Raw genomic sequence first — 21,513 nt, forward strand, 5'->3', positions numbered from 1 at the left:
ATCCCGTCGATATGGACTCTTGGGGAAGATCAGCCTGTTATCCCCGGGGTACCTTTTAGCCGTTGAGCGACACCGCTTCCACACGCCGATGCCGGATCACTAGTCCCAGCTTTCGCTCCTGCTCGACCCGTCAGTCTCACAGTCAAGCTCCCTTGTGCACTTACACTCAACACCTGATTGCCAACCAGGCTGAGGGAACCTTTGGGCGCCTCCGTTACCCTTTAGGAGGCAACCGCCCCAGTTAAACTACCCACCAGACACTGTCCCCGATCCGGATCACGGACCAGAGTTAGACGTTCAAAACGACCAGAGTGGTATTTCACCAATGACTCCACCCGAACTAGCGTCCGAGCTTCCCAGTCTCCCACCTATCCTACACAAGACGCTCCAAACGCCAATGTCAAGCTGTAGTGAAGGTCCCGGGGTCTTTCCGTCCTGCTGCGCGTAACGAGCATCTTTACTCGTAGTGCAATTTCGCCGGGTCTGCGGTTGAGACAGCGGGGAAGTCGTTACGCCATTCGTGCAGGTCGGAACTTACCCGACAAGGAATTTCGCTACCTTAGGATGGTTATAGTTACCACCGCCGTTTACCGGCGCTTAAGTTCTCACCTTCGCCACATTGCTGCGGCTAAGCGGTCCCCTTAACGTTCCGGCACCGGCAGGCGTCAGTCGTATACATCGTCTTACGACTTCGCACGGACCTGTGTTTTTAGTAAACAGTCGCTTCCCCCTGGCCACTGCGACCCCCACCAGCTCCGAGTGCAAGACTCATCACCAGCAGAGGTCCCCTTCTCCCGAAGTTACGGGGGCAATTGCCGAGTTCCTTAACCACAGTTCACCCGATCGCCTTAGTATTCTCTACCTGACCACCTGAGTCGGTTTAGGGTACGGGCCGCCACAACACTCACTAGAGGCTTTTCTCGGCAGCATAGGATCATCCACTTCACCACAATCGGCTCGGCATCACATCTCAGGCACATGGCGCGGATTTGCCTACGTTCCCCTACATGCTTACCCCAGGACAACCATCGCCTGGGCTGGACTACCTTCCTGCGTCACCCCATCGCTTACCTACTACCCAATCAGGCCGAGCGTTCACTCTGACCCGCCCGAAAGGCTTTAGCGAGTTAAGGACTCTTAGTATCAAGGGGTTCAGTATGGGCGCATTGAAGCGGGTACGGGAATATCAACCCGTTGTCCATCGACTACGCCTGTCGGCCTCGCCTTAGGTCCCGACTTACCCTGGGCGGATTAGCCTGGCCCAGGAACCCTTGGTCATCCGGCGCGAGGGTTTCTCACCCTCGATTCGCTACTCATGCCTGCATTCTCACTCGCACAGCCTCCACAACTAGATCACTCTGCTGCTTCGCCGGCTGCACGACGCTCCCCTACCCACCAACAGCACAAAGCTGTCAGTGCCACGACTTCGGCGGTGTACTTGAGCCCCGCTACATTGTCGGCGCAGAATCACTTGACCAGTGAGCTATTACGCACTCTTTCAAGGGTGGCTGCTTCTAAGCCAACCTCCTGGTTGTCTCTGCGACTCCACATCCTTTCCCACTTAGCACACGCTTAGGGGCCTTAGTCGGTGATCTGGGCTGTTTCCCTCTCGACTACGAACCTTATCGCCCGCAGTCTCACTGCCACGCTCTCACTTACCGGCATTCGGAGTTTGGCTGACGTCAGTAACCTTGTCGGGCCCATCGGCCATCCAGTGCTCTACCTCCGGCAAGAAACACGCAACGCTGCACCTAAATGCATTTCGGGGAGAACCAGCTATCACGGAGTTTGATTGCCTTTCACCCCTACACACAGATCATCCCCCAGGTTTTCAACCCTGGTGGGTTCGGTCCTCCACCCAGTCTTACCTGAGCTTCAACTGCCCATGCGTAGATCACCCCGCTTCGGGTCTACAGCATGCGACTCAAACGCCCTCTTCAGACTCGCTTTCGCTACGGCTCCCCACACGGGTTAACCTCGCCACACACCATAACTCGCAGGCTCATTCTTCAAAAGGCACGCAGTCACATCACACACCAGCAAGCTGATGTAAGCTCCTACGCTTGTAGGCACACGGTTTCAGGTACTATTTCACGACCCCTCACCGGGGCACTTTTCACCTTTCCTCACGGTACTCGTGCACTATCGGTCATCAGGGAGTATTTAGGCTTACCAGGTGGTCCTGGCAGATTCACACAGGATTCCTCGAGCCCGTGCTACTTGGGATCCCCTCCAGCAGTCCATCCGATTTCGTCCTACCCGGCTCTCACGGTCTACGGCGCCCCTTCCCAGAGGCTTCAACTATCAGACAGATTTATCACTGCTTGGCCGACCGGCAGATCGACCCAGAAGGTCCCACGACCCCGGACATGCAACGCCTGCCGGCTATCACACACGCCCAGTTTAGCCTCATCCGCTTTCGCTCACCACTACTCACGGAATCACTCTTGTTTTCTCTTCCTACGGGTACTGAGATGTTTCACTTCCCGCGTTACCACCAACCGCCCTATACATTCAGGCGGAGGCAACACCACATGACTGGTGCTAGTTTCCCCATTCGGACATCCCCGGATCAACGTCTGGTTGGCGACTCCCCGAGGCTTAACGCAGCCTCCCACGTCCTTCATCGGCTCCTGATGCCAAGGCATCCACCGTGTGCCCTAAAAAACTTGGCCACAAAGATGCTCGCGTCCACTATGCAAATCTCAAACAACAAACAGCAAACCAGCTCCCACCCCCAAAGGGATGCTCGCTGGTCCTGTCTCCGAAGAACCGGTCGCCCGTTCCTTCAGGACCCAACAGTGTGTCCGATGCCCCGTGATCCCTGAACCTGCCGTTCCACTCCCGAAGGGCGGTACTTGCCAGGCAGCGACCCCGCTGCACCGAATAGCCAGTGCTCCACTAGTGAGCTGTCACCCCACCGATCGTGCGCCGGTGACGGGTGAGAGTGCTCCTTAGAAAGGAGGTGATCCAGCCGCACCTTCCGGTACGGCTACCTTGTTACGACTTCGTCCCAATCGCCAGCCCCACCTTCGACCGCTCCCCCCAGCAAGCTGGTTGGGCCACGGGCTTCGGGTGTTGCCGACTTTCGTGACGTGACGGGCGGTGTGTACAAGGCCCGGGAACGTATTCACCGCAGCATTGCTGATCTGCGATTACTAGCGACTCCGACTTCATGGGGTCGAGTTGCAGACCCCAATCCGAACTGAGACCGGCTTTTAGGGATTCGCTCCACCTCACGGTATCGCAACCCTCTGTACCGGCCATTGTAGCATGTTTGCAGCCCAAGACATAAGGGGCATGATGACTTGACGTCATCCCCACCTTCCTCCGAGTTGACCCCGGCAGTCCCCATGAGTCCCCAGCACGCCGAAGCGCCTGCTGGCAACATGGAGCAAGGGTTGCGCTCGTTGCGGGACTTAACCCAACATCTCACGACACGAGCTGACGACAGCCATGCACCACCTGTCACCCAGTCCGAAGAGGGCTCTGTCTCCAGAGCTTTCCGGGTGATGTCAAACCTTGGTAAGGTTCTTCGCGTTGCGTCGAATTAAGCAACATGCTCCGCCGCTTGTGCGGGCCCCCGTCAATTCCTTTGAGTTTTAGCCTTGCGGCCGTACTCCCCAGGCGGGGCGCTTAATGCGTTAGCTCCGGCACGGAACCCGTGGAAGGGTCCCACACCTAGCGCCCAACGTTTACAGCGTGGACTACCAGGGTATCTAATCCTGTTCGCTCCCCACGCTTTCGCTCCTCAGCGTCAGGTAAGGCCCAGCAAGCCGCCTTCGCCACCGGTGTTCCTCCTGATATCTGCGCATTTCACCGCTACACCAGGAATTCCACTTGCCCCTACCTACCTCTAGCCGGCCCGTATCCACCGCAGACCCGCAGTTAAGCTGCGGGCTTTCACGGCAGACGCGACCAGCCACCTACGAGCTCTTTACGCCCAATAATTCCGGACAACGCTTGCGCCCTACGTATTACCGCGGCTGCTGGCACGTAGTTAGCCGGCGCTTCTTCTGCAGGTACACGTCAACTTCGTCCCTGCTGAAAGAGGTTTACAACCCGAAGGCCGTCATCCCCCACGCGGCGTCGCTGCGTCAGGCTTCCGCCCATTGCGCAATATTCCCCACTGCTGCCTCCCGTAGGAGTCTGGGCCGTGTCTCAGTCCCAGTGTGGCCGGTCGCCCTCTCAGGCCGGCTACCCGTCGTCGCCTTGGTAGGCCACTACCCCACCAACAAGCTGATAGGCCGCGAGCCCATCCCCAACCGAAAAAACTTTCCACCACCACCCGATGCCGGAGGTGGTCGTATCCGGTATTAGACCCAGTTTCCCGGGCTTATCCCAGAGTCAGGGGCAGGTTGCTCACGTGTTACTCACCCGTTCGCCGCTCGAGTACCCCGAAGGGCCTTTCCGCTCGACTTGCATGTGTTAAGCACGCCGCCAGCGTTCGTCCTGAGCCAGGATCAAACTCTCCAAACAATGTCTGGAAACTAATCCAAGCAAATCGTCAATACTTGACGAGGTGTTGCATGAAAATCATGCACTGGCTTTTAACACACTGTTGAGTTCTCAAGAAACGGACGCGTTCATCCGGCTCGAATTCAGTTTCCTGAACCCTGGCGCGGAGGCGCTATCTCGCTCTTCTCAATCTTATCCGACATCCAAGCTCCTTGTCAAGTTCAGCGACTTGACGGGAAGCGAGTCGATCTTCCAAGATTGTGTGCCCCGTTTCCGAGGCAACCCTCGTAACTTACCGTGGCATCCGGCCCGTGTCGAATCAACCGATTTTTCCGGTGATGCGCGCACGCCCAGAAGCCGCCCATGCGGGAGCGCGCCGAAGCGGCTCTGCCGGGATGGCTCGTTGTTTCAAGGGGCTTGCCCTGAGGGCCCGTCCGCCTGACCGGCGTCCGGCTCACTCCCCGGGGCGAAGTGAAAGATTAGGTCGCGATCCGCGAGACGTCAAATCGCCTCGCGCGGTCGCCCGGAGATACCGCCCATCAGGGGCGCACCTTCACAGCTCGGACGCGGCCCGGGCGATGGCGTCGTTGCAGCGGGCCAGCAAGCCCCGCAGCGTCTTCCGCTCCTCCGCGCTGAACTCGGCCGCGATCGCGCGCTCGATCACCACGGCCCGCTCGTCCGCCGCCTCCAGCGCCGCTCTTCCGGTCTCCGTGAGCCGGGTCTCCAGGACGCTGCGGTGCCAGGGATGCGGGGAGCGTTCGATGAGCCCGCGCTCCTCCAGGTTCTTGAGCACCACGGTCATCGCCTGGGGCGTGACCAGGCAGACCCGGGCCAGGGCAGCACCCGAGATGCCGGGGTTGCCGGCGAGGGCGAGCAGGGTCGCGTACTGGGGGACGGTCAGGCCGGCCGGGCGTACGGCTGCCTGCTTGGCGGCGATCAGCGCCTGCTCGGCCCGCTTGATGTCGAGACCGAGTCGTTCGTCCGCAGGCATGCCCATGAAGTGAGCGTACAACCTCATACGGGAGTACCAACTCTGATGGCCATCAAGGTTTTGATACTGTGCCGTCCGTAAGTGGAAGCAAGAGATACCTGAGAGAAGGTTGCGAGTGATCCCGGAAAGCCACCTTGACCTGCTGACCCGTCCGCTGTTCGCCCACCTGGCGACGATCGGTCCCGACGGCACGCCCAACGTGAATCCGGTCTGGACGATCTGGGACGGCGAGTACTTGCGGTTCACGACCACGACGGATCGCCGCAAGTGCCGCAATGTCCAGCAGAACCCGAACGTCGCGGTCTCCATCAACGACCCGGAGAAGCCGTACCGGTACCTGGAGATCCGCGGCGTCGTCGAGCGGGTCGAGCCCGACCCGTCGGGCACCTTCTTCGACGTGCTGGCCAAGCGGTACGGGCTGGCGTACGAGCCTCCGCTGGGTGACGCCGAGCGGCGGGTCGTGATCGTGGTGAAGCCGACGCGGACGACGCAGCAGTGACGCGGAGATGAGCGGACGAAGCGCGACCAAGGGGTAGGAGCGGGCGCGCCCGTCATGCGGACGTTGGAGGTCGGAGGTCTCGCGGGGACGGAGGCGGACAATCGCCGCGGGCATCCCATGAGACGGACAATCGCCGCGGGCGTCCCATGAGACCGACGATCGCCGCGGGGGTCCCATGAGCGGCTGAACGATCACATTCACCATGCACCGGGGCACATCACGCGTATCCTGCCCCGGTGACCACTGCCGCCACACTCGCTCCCCCGGCTCGCCGCCCGGCCGAACGCCTCCGTACCTCGTCCCCCTGGTGGATGGCGCTGGTCGGCGCGGTCGCCGGGTTCTCCGGTACGGGCTCCGCCACGCTGAACGGCGACGAGCTCGCGACGATCAGCGCCGCCTCGCGCTCGTTGTCCGGGATGATCGAACTGGCCCGGCACATCGACGGACACTTCCTGCCCTACTACCTGTTCATGCACTTCTGGGCGAAGGCGGGCACGTCGGAGCTGTGGTTGCGGTTGCCGTCGGCGCTGGCGATCGGGGTGGCGGCCTGGTTCCTGGTAGATCTGGGCCGGCGGCTGCACAGCGTGCGGGCCGGGGTGATCGGGGCGGGGATCTTCGCGATCCTGCCTTCGGTGTCCTACTACGGGGCTTTCGCCAGGTCGTACGCGTTCGCGGCGGCCGCGGTCGTGCTCTCGTTCTGGGCGCTGCACCGCGCGCTCGAACGGCCGGGCGCCGCGCGGCGGTGGGTGCTGTACGGGGTGGCGGTCGCGCTCGTCTGCTCCACGCACCTGTTCGCGGTGCTCGTGCTGCCCGCGCAGCTCCTGCTGCTGCGGCGGGCGGTGGCGGTGCGGATGCTGGGCGCGCTGGCCGTGGGGTGTGTGCCCGCCGCCGTGCTGGGACTGATCGGGTACGGCGAGCGGCACGCGATCAGCTGGATCCCGGAGCGGGGGCCGGAGGTGTGGCTGAAGTTCCCCAAGATGGCGGCGGGGGCCAACACGCTCGGGATCGTGCTGTTCGTGATGGCGCTGGCCGGGGTCGCGGTGCTCTGGCGCGCGTCGAACCAGTCGGCCGGTGCACACCACGCGGACCAGGTGAACCAGGCGGACGGTGCGAACCACGGGGACCAGGTGAACCAGGCGGACGGTGCGAACCACGCGGACCAGGTGAACCAGGCGGACGGTGCGAACCACACGGACCAGGCGGAGCAGGCAGGAAAGGCGGGCAAGGTGTGGGCGGCGGTGCTGGCCGGGTGGCTGGTGCTGCCTCCCGTGCTGCTGCTCGCGGTGTCGCTGCTCCTGACGCCGGCGTACGTGGACCGGTACCTGTTCGTGACGGCGCCCGCGCTGGCGCTGCTGGCCGGGCTGGCGGTGGCCGGACTGCCCCGGTTCCAGGTCGTGGCGGCGGTGCTGGTCGTGGTCGCCGGGTTCGCGCTGGCCTTTCCCGAGCACGCGGAGGTACGGGAGGAGGACGGCCGGTTCGAGAACATCCCGTGGGCGTTGCGCGTGATCAAGGCCGAGCCGGAGGACGCGATCGTCTACGGGCAGAGCCAGTTGCGGGCGGGCTTCGAGTACTACGCCGACTCCCTCATGCCGGCGGACGTGCTGCTGGCGGGGAGTGCGCCGGATCCGGACGGGTTCGGGTACCCGGAGGGGTCCGATGTCTCGGGGGCGCTGGAGGGGCGCGAGCGGGTTTGGGTCGTGTGGCGGGGGACGAAGCAGTCGGGGCTGAAAGGGAACTCCGTCGCGCGGGTGAAGGAAGTGGAGAAGGCGGGGTTCGAGCTCAGCCTGGCCAAGCACTCCGGGAATCTGCCAGGGCTGACGGTGGCACTGTTCACCCGCCGCTGAAGTCGGGAGCCCCGGCCGGTGCACGCGAACAGCTCCCGGCCGATGCACGCGAAAGCTCCCGGCCGATGCATGCGAAAAGCTTCCGGCCGGTGCACGAGAAAGCTCCCGACCGATGCATGCCAAAGCCCCGCGGGAGCCGCCCCGTAAAAACGAAACGGGCCCTCCGTCCGTACGGAACGGAGGGCCCGCTGCTCGCGGGAGAGGCGGTCAGCCGACCGTGACGCCGCCGATCGACTTCTTGCCGCGCCGCAGCACCATGAACCGCCCGTGCAGGAGGTCCTCGGCCGCCGGCACGTAAGACTCGTCGGTGATCTTGCGGTTGTTGAGGTAGGCGCCGCCTTCCTTGACCGCCCGCCGCGCCGCCGACTTCGACTCGACCAGCCCGCTGTCGGCCAGCAGGTCGACGAAGGAGGCGCCGAGCGCGGGCACGGCGGCCTTGGGCACCTCGGCGAGCGCGGCCTCCAGAGTGGCGGCGGGCAGCTCCTCCAGGGCGCCCTGGCCGAACAGGGCCTTGGAGGCGGCGAGCACCGCGTCCAGCTCCTGCCGGCCGTGCAGCAGCTCGGTGAGGTCTTCGGCGAGCGTGCGCTGGGCCTCGCGGGCGAAGGGGCGCTCGGCGACGGCCTTCTCCAGCTGCTCGATCTCCTCACGGCTCCGGAACGTGAACACCTTGAGGTAGTGGATCACGTCGCGGTCGTCGGAGTTGAGGAAGTACTGGTAGAAGGCGTACGGCGAGGTCATGGCGGGGTCGAGCCAGAGCGCGCCGCCCGCCGTCTTGCCGAACTTGGTGCCGTCGGCCTTGGTGATCAGCGGCTGGGTGATCACGTGGACGTGCGCGCCCTCGACGCGGCGGATCAGGTCGGCGCCGGCGGTGATGTTGCCCCACTGGTCGCTGCCGCCGATCTGCAGGGTGCAGTTGTAGCGGCGGTACAGCTCCAGGAAGTCGTTGGACTGCAGGATCTGGTAGCTGAACTCGGTGTAGCTCAGCCCCTCGCCGGCCAGGCGGGCGGAGACGGACTCCCTGGCCAGCATGCGGTTGACCGGGAAGTGCTTGCCGATGTCGCGCAGGAACGCGATGGCGCTCAGCTCGCCGGTCCAGTCGAGGTTGCTGACGAGGCGGGCCGGGTTGGGGCGGGACTCATCGAAGTCGAGGAACCTGCCGACCTGGCCGCGCAGGCGCTCGACCCATTCGGCGACGACCTCGGTGGAGTTGAGCGAGCGCTCGGTGTTGCGGCCGCTCGGGTCGCCGATGAGGCCGGTGGCGCCGCCGACCAGGCCGATCGCGTTGTGGCCGGCGAGCTGGAAGCGGCGCAGCGTCAGCAGCGGCACGAAGTGGCCGACGTGCAGGGACGCCGCCGTCGGGTCGAAGCCGCAATAGACCGTGATCGGTGCCTTGGCCATGGACGCGCGCAGGGCGTCGAGGTCGGTGGACTGGGCGATCAGGCCTCGCCACGCGAGGTCGTCAAGGATGTCGGTCACGGTGATCTGGCTTTCCTGTTCGGATGCGGATGCCTTTAGCCTGCCCGATCGGTGCGGATGCGCGCCACTTGGATACGCTGGGTGTCCATGTGGAGGGTCCGTCGCGAGCTGGCCGTTTTCAAGATCTTAGGGGCTCTGGTATGTGCCGGGCTCGGCGTTTACTGGTGGTTCGGGGATGATTTCCGGGGTGTGATCCTGGCCGTCCCCGCGGCCGTGCTGGTGGGCGGGATGGGGCTGCGTGACCTGCTCGTCCCCGTACGGCTGGCGGCCGACCCGAGCGGCATCACCGTCGTGCACGGGTTCGCGGGCCGGCGGCACGTGCCGTGGGAGGCGATCTGGGACGTCAAGGTGGACGTGCGCAGGCGCTGGGGGCTGCGCAGCGAGATGCTGGAGATCGACACCGGCGACGACCTGCACATCTTCAGCCCTCACGACCTGGGCGCCTCTCCCACGGAGGTGGCGGCGGCGCTGCGGCGGCGCGGCACGTGAGCGCGGTACGGCGACACGGTGGGGTCGCCGTCGATCCAGAACCGCCACGGGGTCTCCTTGGCGGTCGAGACGCCGGTGCGCGGCCCTGACCTGATCAGCGCGGGGTCGGCGGGGCGGCCTTCGAGCACGGTGAGCGAGTCGTGCGGGCGTCCGGCGGGCGAGCCTTCCAGGATGGTGTCGAGGCCGTTGTGCTCGCGCACCAGCCCGAGCGCCACGGCGAGCCGGGCGGGGCCGCGCGCCAGATCCCGGTCGGCGACCCGCCTGCCGGCAGGACGGACGCCGCCGTCGGAACCGGCTTCACCTTGGGACGCACCGGGCGAGCGGCGCAGGCGCGCCTCCGGCAGCCCTGCCACCACCTCGCCCGCGCGCAGCAGCACGGCCGAGCCGGAGCCTTCCGGCAGGCAGACGAGGTTCGCGCAGAAGTGCATGCCGTAGGTGAAGTACACGTACAGGTGCCCCGGCGGGCCGAACATGACGGCGTTGCGGGGCGTTCTGCCCCGGTACGTGTGCGCCGCCGGGTCCTCGCCGGGCCCGCCGTACGCCTCGACCTCGGTGAGGCGCACGGCGACGGAGCCGTGCGCGAGCACGCGCCCGAGCAGGTCGGGCGCCACCTCGGGGGAGGGCCGGTCGAAGAAGCTCCGCGGCAGCGGCGCGGGGCTCAGCCCGGCGCCGCCCCAGTCGAAGCTCAGCTCCCCGCGGCCCATGCCGCCTGGGCGTCGACGGCCTCGCGCAGCGCGACGAGCTGGTCGCGGACGCGGTCGGGCGCGGTGCCGCCGTGGGCCTTGCGGGCGGCCAGCGCGCCGGGCACGCTGAGCACGCCGCGCACGTCGGGGGTGAGGTGCGGGGAGACCTTGGCCAGCTCGTCGTCGGTGAGCTCGCCGAGGTCCTTGTCGTTGACCTGGCACCACACGACGAGGTGGCCGACGGCCTCGTGCGCCTCGCGGAACGGCACGCCGCGCCGCACCAGCAGCTCGGCCAGGTCGGTGGCCAGGGCGTAGCCGTCGGGGGCGGAGGCCTCCATGCGCGCGGTGTTGACCCGCATGGTGGCGACCAGGCCGGCCATCGCGGGCAGGACGAGCAGCAGCGTGTCGACCGCGTCGAACACCGGCTCCTTGTCCTCTTGGAGGTCGCGGTTGTAGGTCAGCGGCAGGCCCTTGAGCGTGGTCAGCAGCGACATGAGGTTGCCGATGAGCCGGCCGGACTTGCCGCGGGCCAGCTCGGCCACGTCGGGGTTCTTCTTCTGCGGCATGATGGACGAGCCGGTGGAGTAGGCGTCGTCCATCTCGATCCAGCGGAACTCCTGCGAGGCCCACAGGACGATCTCCTCGCCCAGCCGCGACAGGTGCACGCCGATCATGGCCGCGTCGAAGAGGAACTCGGCGGCGAAGTCGCGGTCGGCGACGGCGTCCATCGAGTTGGGGGCGGCGGCACTGAAGCCGAGCTCCTCCGCGACGGCCTGCGGGTCGAGCGGCAGCGAGGAGCCGGCGAGGGCGCCGGCGCCGAGCGGGGAGATCGCGGCGCGTTTGTCCCAGTCGGTGAGCCGGTCGACGTCGCGGGCGAAGGCGTGCACGTGGGCCAGGAGCTGGTGGCCGAAGGAGACGGGCTGCGCGTGCTGCAGGTGGGTCATGCCGGGCGCGGCCGTCTCGGCGTGCTGCTCGGCCTGGGCCATCAGCGCGGTCTCCAGCTCGACCAGCCGGGAGACGACCGAGCGGGCGTGGTCGCGCAGATACAGGCGCAGGTCGGTGGCGATCTGGTCGTTGCGCGAGCGGCCGGCGCGGAGCTTGCCGCCGAGCGAGCCGAGCCGCTCCAGCAGGCCGCGCTCCAGCGCGGTGTGCACGTCCTCGTCGGCGACCGTGGGCCGGAACTCGCCGGCCTTGCACGCCTGCTCCAGGTCGTCGAGCGCGCCGATCATGCGCTCGAGCTCGTCGGCGGTCAGCAGCCCCGCCCTGTGCAGCACGCGGGCGTGCGCCCTGGACGCCGCCAGGTCGTACGGCACCAGCCGCCAGTCGAAGTGCACACTCACCGACAGCCGGGCCAGCGCGTCGGACGGGCCGCTCTCGAAGCGTCCGCCCCACAGCCGCATCGGCTTGCCATCACTCACCGTCATCTCCTTCGCGTCCCCCGAGACCATAGTGCAACTCAGCCCTTCCTCGCGTCCCGGGCCGCCGCGATCTTAGCGGGCAGGGAGAACAGCTGGACAAAGCCCTTCGCCAGGGACTGGTCGAAGGTGTCGCCCGTGTCGTACGTGGCGAGCGAGAAGTCGTACAGGGAGTCCTCGGAGCGGCGGCCGGTCACGGTGGCGCTCCCACCGTGGAGCGTCATCCTGATGTCGCCGTTGACGTGCTTCTGCGCGTCGGCGATGAGCGCGTCGAGCGCGTTCTTGAGCGGCGAGAACCACAGGCCGTCGTAGACGAGCTCGCTCCAGCGCTGGTCGACGCCGCGCTTGAAGCGGGCGAGGTCGCGCTCGACGGTGACGTTCTCCAGCTCCATGTGGGCGGCGATGAGGGTGATGGCGCCGGGCGCCTCGTACACCTCGCGCGACTTGATGCCGACCAGACGGTCCTCGACCATGTCGACGCGGCCGACGCCCTGCGCGCCGGCGCGCCGGTTGAGCTCGCCGATGATCTGGTACGGCGTGAGCGCCCGCCCGTCGAGCTTGACGGGGACGCCCCGCTCGAAGGTGATGACGACCTCGTCGGGCTCGCGCGGCTGCTTCGGGTCGGCGGTGTAGGAGTACACCTCTTCGGTGGGGCCGTTCCAGATGTCCTCGAGGAAGCCGGTCTCGACGGCGCGGCCCCAGAGGTTCTGGTCGATGGAGAACGGGTTCTTCTTCGAGGTCTCGATGGGCAGGCCCTTGGCCTCGGCGTACTCGATGGCCTTGTCGCGGGTCCACGCGAAGTCGCGGGCGGGGGCGATCACCTGGAGGTCGGGGGCCAGGGCGGCGAGGCCGGCCTCGAAGCGGACCTGGTCGTTGCCCTTGCCGGTGCAGCCGTGGGAGACGATCGTGCCGCCGAACCGCCGGGCGGCCGAGACGAGGTGCCTGACGATCAGCGGCCGCGACAGGGAGGAGACCAGCGGGTAGCGGTCCATGTAGAGCGCGTTGGCCTGGAGGGCGGGCACGCAGAAGTCGGCCGCGAACTCCTCCTTGGCGTCCACCACGACGGACTCGACGGCGCCGCAGTCGAGGGCGCGCTTCTGGACGGCCTCCATCTCCTCGCCGCCCTGGCCGAGGTCCACGGCGACGGCGACGACCTCGGCGTTCATCTTCTCGGCGAGGTACGGGATGGCGACCGAGGTGTCGAGGCCGCCCGAATAGGCGAGCACTACTCTGTCGGGCATGGTGTGATCTCCAAGTCGTCTAGCTCCGCCGGTCGGCGGCCTTCAGCAGCGCCTCGGCGAGGGCGTGGCCGCCGGCCGGGTCGCGGCTGATCACGAGGATGGTGTCGTCGCCCGCGACCGTGCCGAGGATCGACTCCCAGTCGGCGTGGTCGATGGCCGAGGCGAGGAACTGTGCCGCGCCCGGCGGTGTCCGTACGATGACCAGGTTGGCCGAAGCTTCCGCGCCGACGAGCAGCTCCTCCGCGATGCGGTGCAGGCGGGCGGCGGGGCTCTCGCCGGTGCCCAGGCGGGTCAGCGGGATGCGGCCGCCGCCCTCGCCGGGCAGCGCGTAGACGAGGGAGCCGTCGTCGGCGCGCAGCTTGAGCGCGCCGAGCTCGTCGAGGTCACGCGAGAGCGTGGCCTGCGTCACTTCCACGCCGCTCTCGGCGAGCAGCTTGGCCAGCTCGGGCTGGGAGCGCACGGCCTTCCGCTGCAGCAGGTCGGTGATCTTCGCCTGCCGCGCGGCCTTGGTCATCGGGATCGTCATGGGCGAGAGACTAGCCAGTGCAAAAGGGCCTTTTGGGCGTGCAAGCGGTTCTCCGCCTGGTCCCACACGACGCTCTGCGGCCCGTCGAGCACCTCGGGGGTGATCTCGTGGTCGCGGTAGGCGGGCAGGCAGTGCAGGACGATCGCGTCGGGGGCGGCGTGCGCGAGCAGCTCCGCGTTCACCTGGTACGGCATGAGGGCGGCCATCCGCTCCTCCTTGCCGTCCTGGCCCATCGAAACCCACGTGTCGGTGGCGATCACGTGGGCGCCCTCGGCGGCGGCGGCCGGGTCCGACAGCGCGACCACCGAGCCGCCGGTCTTCGCGGCGATGGCGGCGGCCTGGTCGAGGATGACCGCGTCGGGCTGGTAGCCGGCCGGGGCGGCGACGCGGACGTGCATGCCGGCGGTGGCGCCGCCGAGCAGGTAGGAGTGCGCCATGTTGTTGGCGCCGTCGCCGACGTAGGTGAGCGTGAGCCCGGCGGTGCGGCCCAGCCGCTCCTGGACGGTCTGCAGGTCGGCCAGGATCTGGCAGGGGTGGAACTCGTCGGTGAGCGCGTTGACGACCGGCACGCGGGAGTGCGCGGCCATCTCCTCGATCAGCTCCTGGCCGGTGGTGCGCCAGACGATGGCGGCCACCTGCCGCTCCAGCACGCGGGCGATGTCGGCGGTCGGCTCGCCGCGGCCCATGAGGACGGAGACGTTGTCGACGATCAGCGGCAGGCCGCCGAGCTCGCCGATGCCGGTGTGGAAGGAGACGCGGGTCCTGGCCGACGGCTTGTCGAACAGGACGGCGACGCTCCGCGGGCCCTCGAAGGGCCGGTAGCCGAACCGGTCCTTCTTCATGGCGGCGGCGAGGTCGAGGACCTCCGCCTGCTCGGCGGGCGTGAGGTCGTCGTCCCTCAGGAAGTGTCTGACGGTCATTTGGCTGCCTCCGACAGGATCGCGGGGAAGGCGGACACGAACGCGTCCACTTCTTCGGCCGTCACGACGAGCGGGGGGGCGATGCGCACGGCGTCCGGTTGCAAAGCGTTGACCAGGAAGCCGGCGTTCGCGGCGGCCTGCTGGACCTGGGCCGAGCGGGGCTCGGCGAGCACGGCGGCCAGCCACAGGCCGCGCCCGCGCACGCCCTTGAGCAGCGGGTCGCGCACGGACTCCAGGCCGCCGCGCAGCCGCGCGGCCATGGCCCGGACGTGGTCGAGGTCGACGTGGTCGAGCACGGCCAGCGCGGCGGCGCACGAGACCGGGTTGCCGCCGAACGTGGAGCCGTGGTCGCCCTTCTCGAACAGCTTGCCCACGTCGCCGAAGCCGACGCAGGCGCCGATCGGCAGGCCGCCGCCCAGCCCCTTGGCCAGGGTGAGGATGTCGGGGGTGACGCCGTCGGCCTGGTGCGCGAACCAGTGGCCGGAGCGGCCGATGGCCGACTGGATCTCGTCGGCGACCAGCAGCGCGCCGGTGGAGTCGCAGATCTCGCGGGCCGCCTCGAAGTAGCCGTCGGGCGGCGGGACGACGCCGGCCTCGCCCTGGGTGGGCTCCAGGAAGACCGCGATGCAGTCGCCGGTCACGGCCTCCTTGAGCGCGTCGGCGTCGCCGTACGGGACGAACCGGACGGGCACGGGGAACGGGCCGAACTGGTCGCGGATGGCCTTCTTGCCCGTCAGGGACAGGGCGCCGATGGTGCGGCCGTGGAAGCCGTTCTCGGCGGCCACGAAGTAGGAGCGGCCCTCGCGCCTGCCGTACTTGAGGGCCAGCTTGTAGGCGGCCTCGTTGGCCTCGGTGCCTGAGTTGGCGAGGAAGACGCGGGCGGGGGTGTCGAGCAGGGCGAGCAGCCGCTCGGCGAGCAGCACCTCGGGCTCGTGCAGGAACAGGTTGCTGGTGTGCGCGATCGTGGCGACCTGCTGGGAGACGGCCTCGACCAGGGCCGGGTGGGCGTGGCCGAGGGAGCTGGTCGCGATGCCGGCGATGAAGTCGAGGTACTCCTTGCCGTCGACGTCCCACACGCGGGAGCCCTCGCCTCGTGCCAGGGCGACCGGGGGGACGCCGTAGTTGGGCATGAAAGCGTTCTCGAACCTTTCGAACAGGCTCATGAGGGCATCACCATCGTTCCGATTCCTTCATTGGTGAAGATCTCCAGCAGCAGGGAGTGGGGCACGCGGCCGTCGAGGACGTGGGCCCGCGGCACCCCGCCCCGCACGGCCGTCAGGCACGCCTCCATCTTGGGCACCATGCCGCTGGACAGTGTGGGCAGCATCGCTTCGAGCTCGTCGGCGGTGAGCAGGTCGATGACGTCGGTGTCGTCGGGCCAGCTGGCGTACAGGCCCTCGACGTCGGTCAGCACGATCAGCTTCTGCGCCTGGAGCGCCACGGCCAGCGCGGCGGCGGCGGTGTCGGCGTTGACGTTGTAGATCTCGTTGTCGTCGCCCCTGGCGACGCTGGAGATGACCGGGATGCGGCCGTTGTCGAGCAGGGCGTTCACGGCGCCGGGGTCGACCTTGATGATCTCGCCGACCTGGCCGATGTCGACCGGCTCGCCGTCCACGATGGCGTGCTTGCGCACGGCGGTGAACAGGTGGGCGTCCTCGCCGGACATGCCGACGGCGAACGGGCCGTGCCGGTTGACCAGGCCGACGATGTCGCGGTTGACCTGGCCGGTGAGCACCATCCGGACGACCTGCATGGCCTCGGGCGTGGTGACCCGCAGGCCGGCGGTGAACGTGGAGGCGATGCCCGCCTTGTTCAGCGCGTCGCTGATCTGGGGGCCGCCGCCGTGCACGACGACCGGGCGCAGGCCCGCCTGGTGCAGGAAGACGACGTCCTCGGCGAAGCCCTCCTTGAGGGCCTCCTCGGTCATGGCGTTGCCGCCGTACTTGATGACGACGGTGGCGCCGTGGAAGCGGGTCAGCCAGGGCAGCGCCTCGATCAGCGCCTCGGCCTTGGTCTGCGCGGTGGTCAGCCTCATGAGGAGTACGCCGAGTTCTCGTGCACGTAGTCGGCCGTCAGGTCGGTGGTGTGCACGGTGGCGGTGTGCGGGCCCGCCGACAGGTCGATGGTGATCGTCACGTCGCGGGGGCGCATGTCCACCTTGGAGCGGTCGTCGCCGACGGCGCCGCCGCGGCAGATCCAGATGCCGTTGATGGCCACGTTGAGCCGGTCGGGCTCGAACTCCGCGTCGGTGGTGCCGACGGCGGCCAGGACGCGGCCCCAGTTGGGGTCCTCGCCGTGGATGGCGCACTTGAGCAGGTTGGACCGGGCCACGGAGCGGCCGACCTTGACCGCGTCGTCCTCGGAGGCGGCGCCGACCACCTCGATGGCGATGGCCTTGGAGGCGCCCTCGGCGTCCACGAGGAGCTGCCTGGCCAGGTCGGCGCAGACGTCGATGACCCGCTGGCCGAACTCGGCGAGGTCGGGCTTGACGCCGGCGGCGCCGCTGGCCAGCAGCAGCACGGTGTCGTTGGTGGACATGCAGCCGTCGGTGTCGAGCCGGTCGAACGTCACCGAGGTCGCCCTGCGCAGCGCGGCGTCGAGCTCCTCGCTGGTCAGGTCGGCGTCGGTGGTGATCACGCACAGCATGGTGGCCAGGGCCGGGGCGAGCATGCCCGCGCCCTTGGCCATGCCGCCGACCATGTAGCCGGTGCCGCGCTTGAAGGAGATCTTGGAGACGGTGTCGGTGGTGCGGATGGCGTCGGCGGCGGCCAGGCCGCCGTCGCGGGAGAGCTGGCCCGCGGCGGTCTCGACGCCCGCCAGCAGCTCCTCCATCGGCAGCCGCTCGCCGATGAGGCCGGTGGAGCAGACCGCGACCTCGCCCGCGGAGTCGTCCAGCGCCTCGGCGACCTTCTCGGCGGTCGCATGGGTGTCCTGGAACCCTTCGGGGCCCGTGCAGGCGTTGGCGCCGCCGGAGTTGAGGACCACCGCTCGCAGCCGCCCGCCCGCGAGGACCTGCTGCGACCACAGCACGGGCGCGGCCTTCACGCGGTTGGCGGTGAAGACGCCCGCGGCGGCGCGGCTGGGCCCGTCGTTGACGACGAGGGCCAGGTCGCGGGCGCCGCCGGACTTGATTCCGGCGGCGACGCCCGCGGCCCTGAACCCCAGGGGGGCAGTGACACTCATGGAGCAACTCCTGTCGTGGGGAGGCCGAGCTCTTCCGGCAGGCCGAGGGCGAGGTTCACGCTCTGCAGGGCGCCCCCGGCGGTGCCCTTGGTGAGGTTGTCGATGGCGATGACGGCGACGACGCGATCGGCGCGGGTGTCGAGCGTCACCTGCAGCGCCGCGGTGTTGGCGCCGTAGGTCATGGAGGTGGCGGGCCAGACGCCCTCGGGCAGGAGCCGGACGAACGGCTCGTCGCGCAGCGCGCTCTCGTACGCCGCCCGCAGCGACTCGCGGGTGACGCCGGGCGCGGCGGGGGCGGTGCAGGTGGCCAGGATGCCGCGGCTCATGGGGGCCAGCGTCGGGGTGAACGAGACGCGGACGGGCGTGCCCGCGACGGCCGACAGGCCCTGCTCCATCTCGGGGGTGTGCCGGTGGACGCCGCCGACGCCGTACGCGCTGACCGAGCCGATGACCTCGCTGCCGAGCAGGTGGGGCTTGAGCGACTTGCCGGCGCCGCTGGTGCCGCTGGCGGCGACCACGACCACGTCGGGCCCGGCCAGGCCGGCGGCGAAGGCCGGGGTCAGGGCGAGCAGCACGGAGGTGGGGTAGCAGCCGGGGACGGCGATGCGCCTGGCGCCCTTGAGGACGTCGCGCTGGCCGGGCAGCTCGGGCAGGCCGTAGGGCCAGGTGCCGGCGTGCTCGCCGCCGTAGAACTCCTGCCAGGCGGCCGGGTCGGCGAGCCGGTGGTCGGCGCCGCAGTCGACCACGACCGTGTCCTCGCCGAGCTCCGCGAGCTGGGCGGCGACGGCGCCGGAGTGGCCGTGCGGCAGGGCCAGGAAGACCACGTCGTGGCCGGCGAGCACGTCAGCGGTGGTGTCGTCGATGACGCGGTCGGCCAGCTGCGGCAGGTGGGGCTGGTGGGCGCCGAGGCGGCTGCCGGCGCTGGAGGCGGCGGTGAGCGCGCCGATCTCGAACTCGGGGTGGCCCAGGAGGAGGCGGAGCAGCTCCCCTCCCGCGTAGCCGCTGGCTCCCGCGACCGCTGCCCTCAATGCGACCCTCCTGCATGATTATGCATCAACACTCATGACCTTGCTTGTGAAGATGATGCACTCTAGAGGATGAACATGCAAGCCGGAGCCGCCGCGCCGCTCGGATCGTGAGACTTGTCACCTGCAGGTGAGCTCCAAGATCCAGGCAGCAGGATGGAGGCCATGACGGAGTTCTTGTCCGAATTGGCACCGCGTACACGCGGAAGGGGGCCCGGGCCCTGGGGGCGGGCCGTGCTCGTGCTGCTGTGGCTGGCGATCTGCCTGGCGCCGCTGCCCTTAGCGGTGGGAGACCTGCAACTGGCCACCGGCCGGACCGGCACGCCCGGGACGCTGCGGGTCGTCTCGTGCGAGGACCTGGGCGAGGGACGGTACGACTGCCGGGGCTGGTTCACCCCCGACAACGGGGAGACGCCCGTGGAGGTGGCCGCCTCCCCCGACTCGGAGCCGGGCGACCTGACGCGGGCCCAGCTCACGCCGGAGGGCGACCGGGCCGCGCCGGCCGGCACCAGGGGCGTGCTGGCCGCGCTCGCGCTGCCCGGGGTCGGGCTGGGCGGGCTGGGGTTCCTGCCGTACGTGATCCTGTACTGGCGGGGCGTGCGCAGCCGGGCCGCCGTGATCGGAGGGATCCTGGTCACGGCGGCCGGAGCGATCGTGATGGTCGTCGGCGTGGTGGCCGCCTACAGCTGACAGACGCCCAGCGGCCGGCCGGCCGCTAGCGCAGGAAGGCGGCGGCCACCCCCGCGTCCACCGGGATGTGCAGGCCCGTGGTGTGGCTCAGGTCGCTCGCGGTGAGGGCGAAGACGGCGTTGGCCACGTGCTCGGGCAGCACCTCGCGCTTGAGCAGGGTGCGCTGGGCGTAGAACTCGCCGAGCTTCTCCTCCTCCACCCCGTACACGGCCGCCCGGTTGGCGCCCCAGCCGGAGGCGAAGATGCCGGAGCCGCGGACGACCCCGTCGGGGTTGACGCCGTTCACGCGGATGCCGTGGGCGCCCAGCTCGGCCGCCAGCAGGCGCACCTGGTGGGCCTGGTCGGCCTTGGCGGCGCCGTAGGCGACGTTGTTCGGGCCGGCGAAGACGGAGTTCTTGGAGGAGATGTAGACGATGTCGCCGCCCATGGCCTGGTCGATCATGACCTTGGCCGTCTCGCGGGAGACCAGGAACGAGCCGCGCGCCATCACGTCGTGCTGCAGGTCCCAGTCGGCCAGCGTGGTCTCCAGGAGGGAGCGCGACAGCGACAGGCCGGCGTTGTTGACGACGAGGTCGACGCCGCCGAACGCGAGCACGCCCGCGCGTACGGCCTCGGTGATCTGCTCCTCCGACGTGACGTCCACCCCGACCGCCACGGCGACGTCGGAGACCCGGTACGCGTTCGCGCCGATCTCGGCGGCCACCTTCTCGGCCGCGCCGAGGTCGCGGTCGGCCACGATCACGCACGCGCCCTCGGCGGCCAGCCGGCGGGCGGTGGCCGCGCCGATGCCGGAGCCGCCGCCGGTCACGAGCGCGACCCTGGTGGCCAGGGGCTTGGGCTTGGGCATGCGGCGCAGCTTGGCCTCCTCCAGCTCCCAGTACTCGATGCGGAACTTCTCCGACTCGGGGATGGGGGCGTAGCGGGAGACGGACTCGGCGCCGCGCATGACGTTGATGGCGTTGACGTAGAACTCGCCGGCCACGCGGGCGGTCTGCTTGTCCTTGCCGAAGGAGAACATGCCGACGCCCGGCACGAGCACGATCGCCGGGTCGGCGCCGCGCATGGGCGGCGAGTCGGGGGTGGCGTGCCGCTCGTAGTAGGCGGTGTACTCGGCGCGGTAGGCGGCGTGCAGCTCGCGCAGCCGCTCGGCGGCCTGCTCCAGCGGGGCGTCCGGCGCCAGGTCGAGCACCAGCGGGGCGACCTTGGTGCGCAGGAAGTGGTCGGGGCAGGAGGTGCCGAGCGCCGCGAGCCTCGGGTGCTCGGCGCGGGAGACGAAGTCGAGCACCTCGGGGGTGTCGGTGTAGTGGCCGACCACGCGCACGTCGGTCGAGGCCAGGCCCCGGATGAGCGGGAAGAGCGCGGCGGCGCGGGCGTGCCGCTCGGCCTCGGGCAGCGGGTCGTGCACGACCGGGCCGAACGGGTCGGGGCGGCCGTGCTCGGCCAGGTACGCCTCGGCGGTGCGGATGATCTCCAGCGAGCGGGCCTCGCACTCCTCGGAGGTCTCGCCCCAGGCGGTGATGCCGTGGCCGCCCAGGATGCAGCCGATGGCCTGCGGGTTGGCGTCCTTGATGGCGGCGATGTCGAGGCCGAGCTGGAAGCCGGGCCGCCGCCACGGCACCCACACGACGCGGTCGCCGAACACGCGCCTGGTCAGCTCCTCGCCGTCGGCGGCGGTGGCGATCGCGATGCCCGCGTCGGGGTGCAGGTGGTCGACGTGGCCGGCCTCGACCAGGCCGTGCATGGCGGTGTCGATCGACGGCGCGGCGCCGCCCTTGCCGTGCAGGCAGTAGTCGAAGGCCGCGACCATCTCGTCCTCGCGCTCGACGCCCGGGTAGACGCCCTTGAGCGCGCGCAGCCGGTCGAGGCGGAGCACGGCGAGGCCGGCCTGCTTGAGGGTGCCGAGGTCGCCGCCGGAGCCCTTGACCCACAGCAGCTCGACCTCCTCCCCGGTCACGGGGTCGGGCGCGGCGCCCTTGGCCGAGGTGTTGCCGCCGGCGAAGTTGGTGTTGCGCGGGTCGGCGCCGAGGCGGTGGGAGCGTTCGAGGAGCTCGTTGATGACGTTGGACATGATGG

Annotated in this window: 16 protein-coding genes and 2 rRNA genes; 4 read left to right on the forward strand and 14 right to left on the reverse strand. The window is 68.7% G+C overall.

Going from position 1 to position 21,513, the window contains the following annotated elements:
- The 3 genes from KIS93_RS14710 to KIS93_RS14720 form a co-directional block, all read right to left on the reverse strand.
- A 23S ribosomal RNA gene (locus KIS93_RS14710) occupies positions 1-2,675 on the reverse strand; the annotation flags it as partial.
- A gap of 283 nt (positions 2,676-2,958) precedes the next feature.
- A 16S ribosomal RNA gene (locus KIS93_RS14715) occupies positions 2,959-4,479 on the reverse strand.
- A gap of 532 nt (positions 4,480-5,011) precedes the next feature.
- On the reverse strand, positions 5,012-5,455 hold the full coding sequence (locus KIS93_RS14720; RefSeq protein WP_222107478.1) for a MarR family winged helix-turn-helix transcriptional regulator: 444 nt from the start codon (positions 5,453-5,455) through the stop codon (positions 5,012-5,014).
- A gap of 109 nt (positions 5,456-5,564) precedes the next feature.
- Between KIS93_RS14720 and KIS93_RS14725 the strand changes: the two genes are divergently transcribed.
- Together KIS93_RS14725 and KIS93_RS65145 are read left to right on the forward strand one after the other, a co-directional pair.
- The gene (locus KIS93_RS14725) at positions 5,565-5,948 is read left to right on the forward strand and encodes a PPOX class F420-dependent oxidoreductase (RefSeq protein ID WP_230466004.1); all 384 of its coding nucleotides are present in this window, start codon (positions 5,565-5,567) and stop codon (positions 5,946-5,948) included.
- A 236-nt stretch (positions 5,949-6,184) separates the two neighbouring features.
- Positions 6,185-7,792 (forward strand): glycosyltransferase family 39 protein, encoded by a 1,608-nt coding sequence (locus KIS93_RS65145; protein ID WP_230466003.1) that lies wholly within the window; start codon positions 6,185-6,187, stop codon positions 7,790-7,792.
- 207 nt (positions 7,793-7,999) lie between these two features.
- Here KIS93_RS65145 and tyrS read toward each other — a convergent pair whose 3' ends face one another.
- Positions 8,000-9,268, reverse strand: a complete 1,269-nt coding sequence (gene tyrS / locus KIS93_RS14735; RefSeq protein ID WP_080037036.1) for a tyrosine--tRNA ligase — start codon at positions 9,266-9,268, stop codon at positions 8,000-8,002.
- 189 nt (positions 9,269-9,457) lie between these two features.
- Between tyrS and KIS93_RS14740 the strand changes: the two genes are divergently transcribed.
- Positions 9,458-9,757, forward strand: coding sequence for a PH domain-containing protein (locus tag KIS93_RS14740; protein WP_206067740.1), 300 nt, complete (start codon positions 9,458-9,460; stop codon positions 9,755-9,757).
- On the opposite strand, the gene KIS93_RS14745 is transcribed toward KIS93_RS14740, so the two are convergent.
- The 9 genes from KIS93_RS14745 to argC are packed head-to-tail and all read right to left on the reverse strand — an operon-like array spanning position 9,697 to position 18,753.
- Positions 9,697-10,461, reverse strand: coding sequence for a DNA-3-methyladenine glycosylase (locus KIS93_RS14745; RefSeq protein ID WP_080037034.1), 765 nt, complete (start codon positions 10,459-10,461; stop codon positions 9,697-9,699). The genes KIS93_RS14740 and KIS93_RS14745 overlap by 61 nt on opposite strands.
- On the reverse strand, positions 10,443-11,864 hold the full coding sequence (argH, locus tag KIS93_RS14750; RefSeq protein ID WP_080046510.1) for an argininosuccinate lyase: 1,422 nt from the start codon (positions 11,862-11,864) through the stop codon (positions 10,443-10,445). The genes KIS93_RS14745 and argH overlap by 19 nt, the downstream gene beginning before the upstream one ends.
- 32 nt (positions 11,865-11,896) lie before the next feature.
- Positions 11,897-13,096 carry an argininosuccinate synthase gene (locus tag KIS93_RS14755; protein WP_080037033.1) on the reverse strand — a complete coding sequence of 400 codons (1,200 nt, stop codon included), beginning with the start codon at positions 13,094-13,096 and terminating at the stop codon, positions 11,897-11,899.
- 19 nt (positions 13,097-13,115) lie between these two features.
- Positions 13,116-13,622, reverse strand: a complete 507-nt coding sequence (locus KIS93_RS14760) for an arginine repressor (RefSeq protein ID WP_155126573.1) — start codon at positions 13,620-13,622, stop codon at positions 13,116-13,118.
- Positions 13,619-14,542: an ornithine carbamoyltransferase gene (argF, locus tag KIS93_RS14765; RefSeq protein WP_080037032.1), complete on the reverse strand. Its 924-nt coding sequence runs from the start codon at positions 14,540-14,542 to the stop codon at positions 13,619-13,621. Before argF ends, KIS93_RS14760 begins: the two co-directional genes overlap by 4 nt.
- Positions 14,539-15,705 carry an acetylornithine transaminase gene (locus KIS93_RS14770; protein ID WP_080037031.1) on the reverse strand — a complete coding sequence of 389 codons (1,167 nt, stop codon included), beginning with the start codon at positions 15,703-15,705 and terminating at the stop codon, positions 14,539-14,541. Before KIS93_RS14770 ends, argF begins: the two co-directional genes overlap by 4 nt.
- Positions 15,702-16,577 (reverse strand): acetylglutamate kinase, encoded by an 876-nt coding sequence (gene argB / locus KIS93_RS14775; protein WP_080037030.1) that lies wholly within the window; start codon positions 16,575-16,577, stop codon positions 15,702-15,704. The genes KIS93_RS14770 and argB overlap by 4 nt, the downstream gene beginning before the upstream one ends.
- Positions 16,574-17,725 (reverse strand): bifunctional glutamate N-acetyltransferase/amino-acid acetyltransferase ArgJ, encoded by a 1,152-nt coding sequence (gene argJ / locus KIS93_RS14780; protein WP_080037029.1) that lies wholly within the window; start codon positions 17,723-17,725, stop codon positions 16,574-16,576. Before argJ ends, argB begins: the two co-directional genes overlap by 4 nt.
- Positions 17,722-18,753 carry an N-acetyl-gamma-glutamyl-phosphate reductase gene (gene argC, locus KIS93_RS14785; RefSeq protein ID WP_080037028.1) on the reverse strand — a complete coding sequence of 344 codons (1,032 nt, stop codon included), beginning with the start codon at positions 18,751-18,753 and terminating at the stop codon, positions 17,722-17,724. Before argC ends, argJ begins: the two co-directional genes overlap by 4 nt.
- A 231-nt stretch (positions 18,754-18,984) precedes the next feature.
- Here argC and KIS93_RS14790 point away from each other — a divergent pair, with 231 nt between their 5' ends.
- A complete protein-coding gene (locus KIS93_RS14790) occupies positions 18,985-19,440 on the forward strand; it encodes a hypothetical protein (RefSeq protein WP_230466002.1) in 456 nt (151 codons plus the stop codon).
- A 25-nt stretch (positions 19,441-19,465) separates the two neighbouring features.
- On the opposite strand, the gene KIS93_RS14795 is transcribed toward KIS93_RS14790, so the two are convergent.
- Positions 19,466-21,508: a bifunctional rhamnulose-1-phosphate aldolase/short-chain dehydrogenase gene (locus KIS93_RS14795; protein ID WP_080037027.1), complete on the reverse strand. Its 2,043-nt coding sequence runs from the start codon at positions 21,506-21,508 to the stop codon at positions 19,466-19,468.
- Between the last annotated feature and the right edge of the window lie 5 nt (positions 21,509-21,513).

This window comes from [Actinomadura] parvosata subsp. kistnae, from assembly GCF_900323885.1.
Taxonomy (GTDB): domain Bacteria; phylum Actinomycetota; class Actinomycetes; order Streptosporangiales; family Streptosporangiaceae; genus Nonomuraea; species Nonomuraea composti.

Bases quoted from the DNA above. Each gene is read 5' to 3' on its own strand.
- argJ (WP_080037029.1), bottom strand. From the start codon at position 17,725: ATGAGTGTCACTGCCCCCCTGGGGTTCAGGGCCGCGGGCGTCGCCGCC.
- KIS93_RS14720 (WP_222107478.1), bottom strand. From the start codon at position 5,455: ATGGGCATGCCTGCGGACGAACGACTCGGTCTCGACATCAAGCGGGCC.
- KIS93_RS14755 (WP_080037033.1), bottom strand. From the start codon at position 13,096: ATGCCCGACAGAGTAGTGCTCGCCTATTCGGGCGGCCTCGACACCTCG.
- KIS93_RS14745 (WP_080037034.1), bottom strand. From the start codon at position 10,461: ATGGGCCGCGGGGAGCTGAGCTTCGACTGGGGCGGCGCCGGGCTGAGC.
- KIS93_RS14795 (WP_080037027.1), bottom strand. From the start codon at position 21,508: ATGTCCAACGTCATCAACGAGCTCCTCGAACGCTCCCACCGCCTCGGC.
- argF (WP_080037032.1), bottom strand. From the start codon at position 14,542: ATGACCGTCAGACACTTCCTGAGGGACGACGACCTCACGCCCGCCGAG.
- argB (WP_080037030.1), bottom strand. From the start codon at position 16,577: ATGAGGCTGACCACCGCGCAGACCAAGGCCGAGGCGCTGATCGAGGCG.
- KIS93_RS14770 (WP_080037031.1), bottom strand. From the start codon at position 15,705: ATGAGCCTGTTCGAAAGGTTCGAGAACGCTTTCATGCCCAACTACGGC.
- KIS93_RS14760 (WP_155126573.1), bottom strand. From the start codon at position 13,622: ATGACGATCCCGATGACCAAGGCCGCGCGGCAGGCGAAGATCACCGAC.
- argH (WP_080046510.1), bottom strand. From the start codon at position 11,864: ATGACGGTGAGTGATGGCAAGCCGATGCGGCTGTGGGGCGGACGCTTC.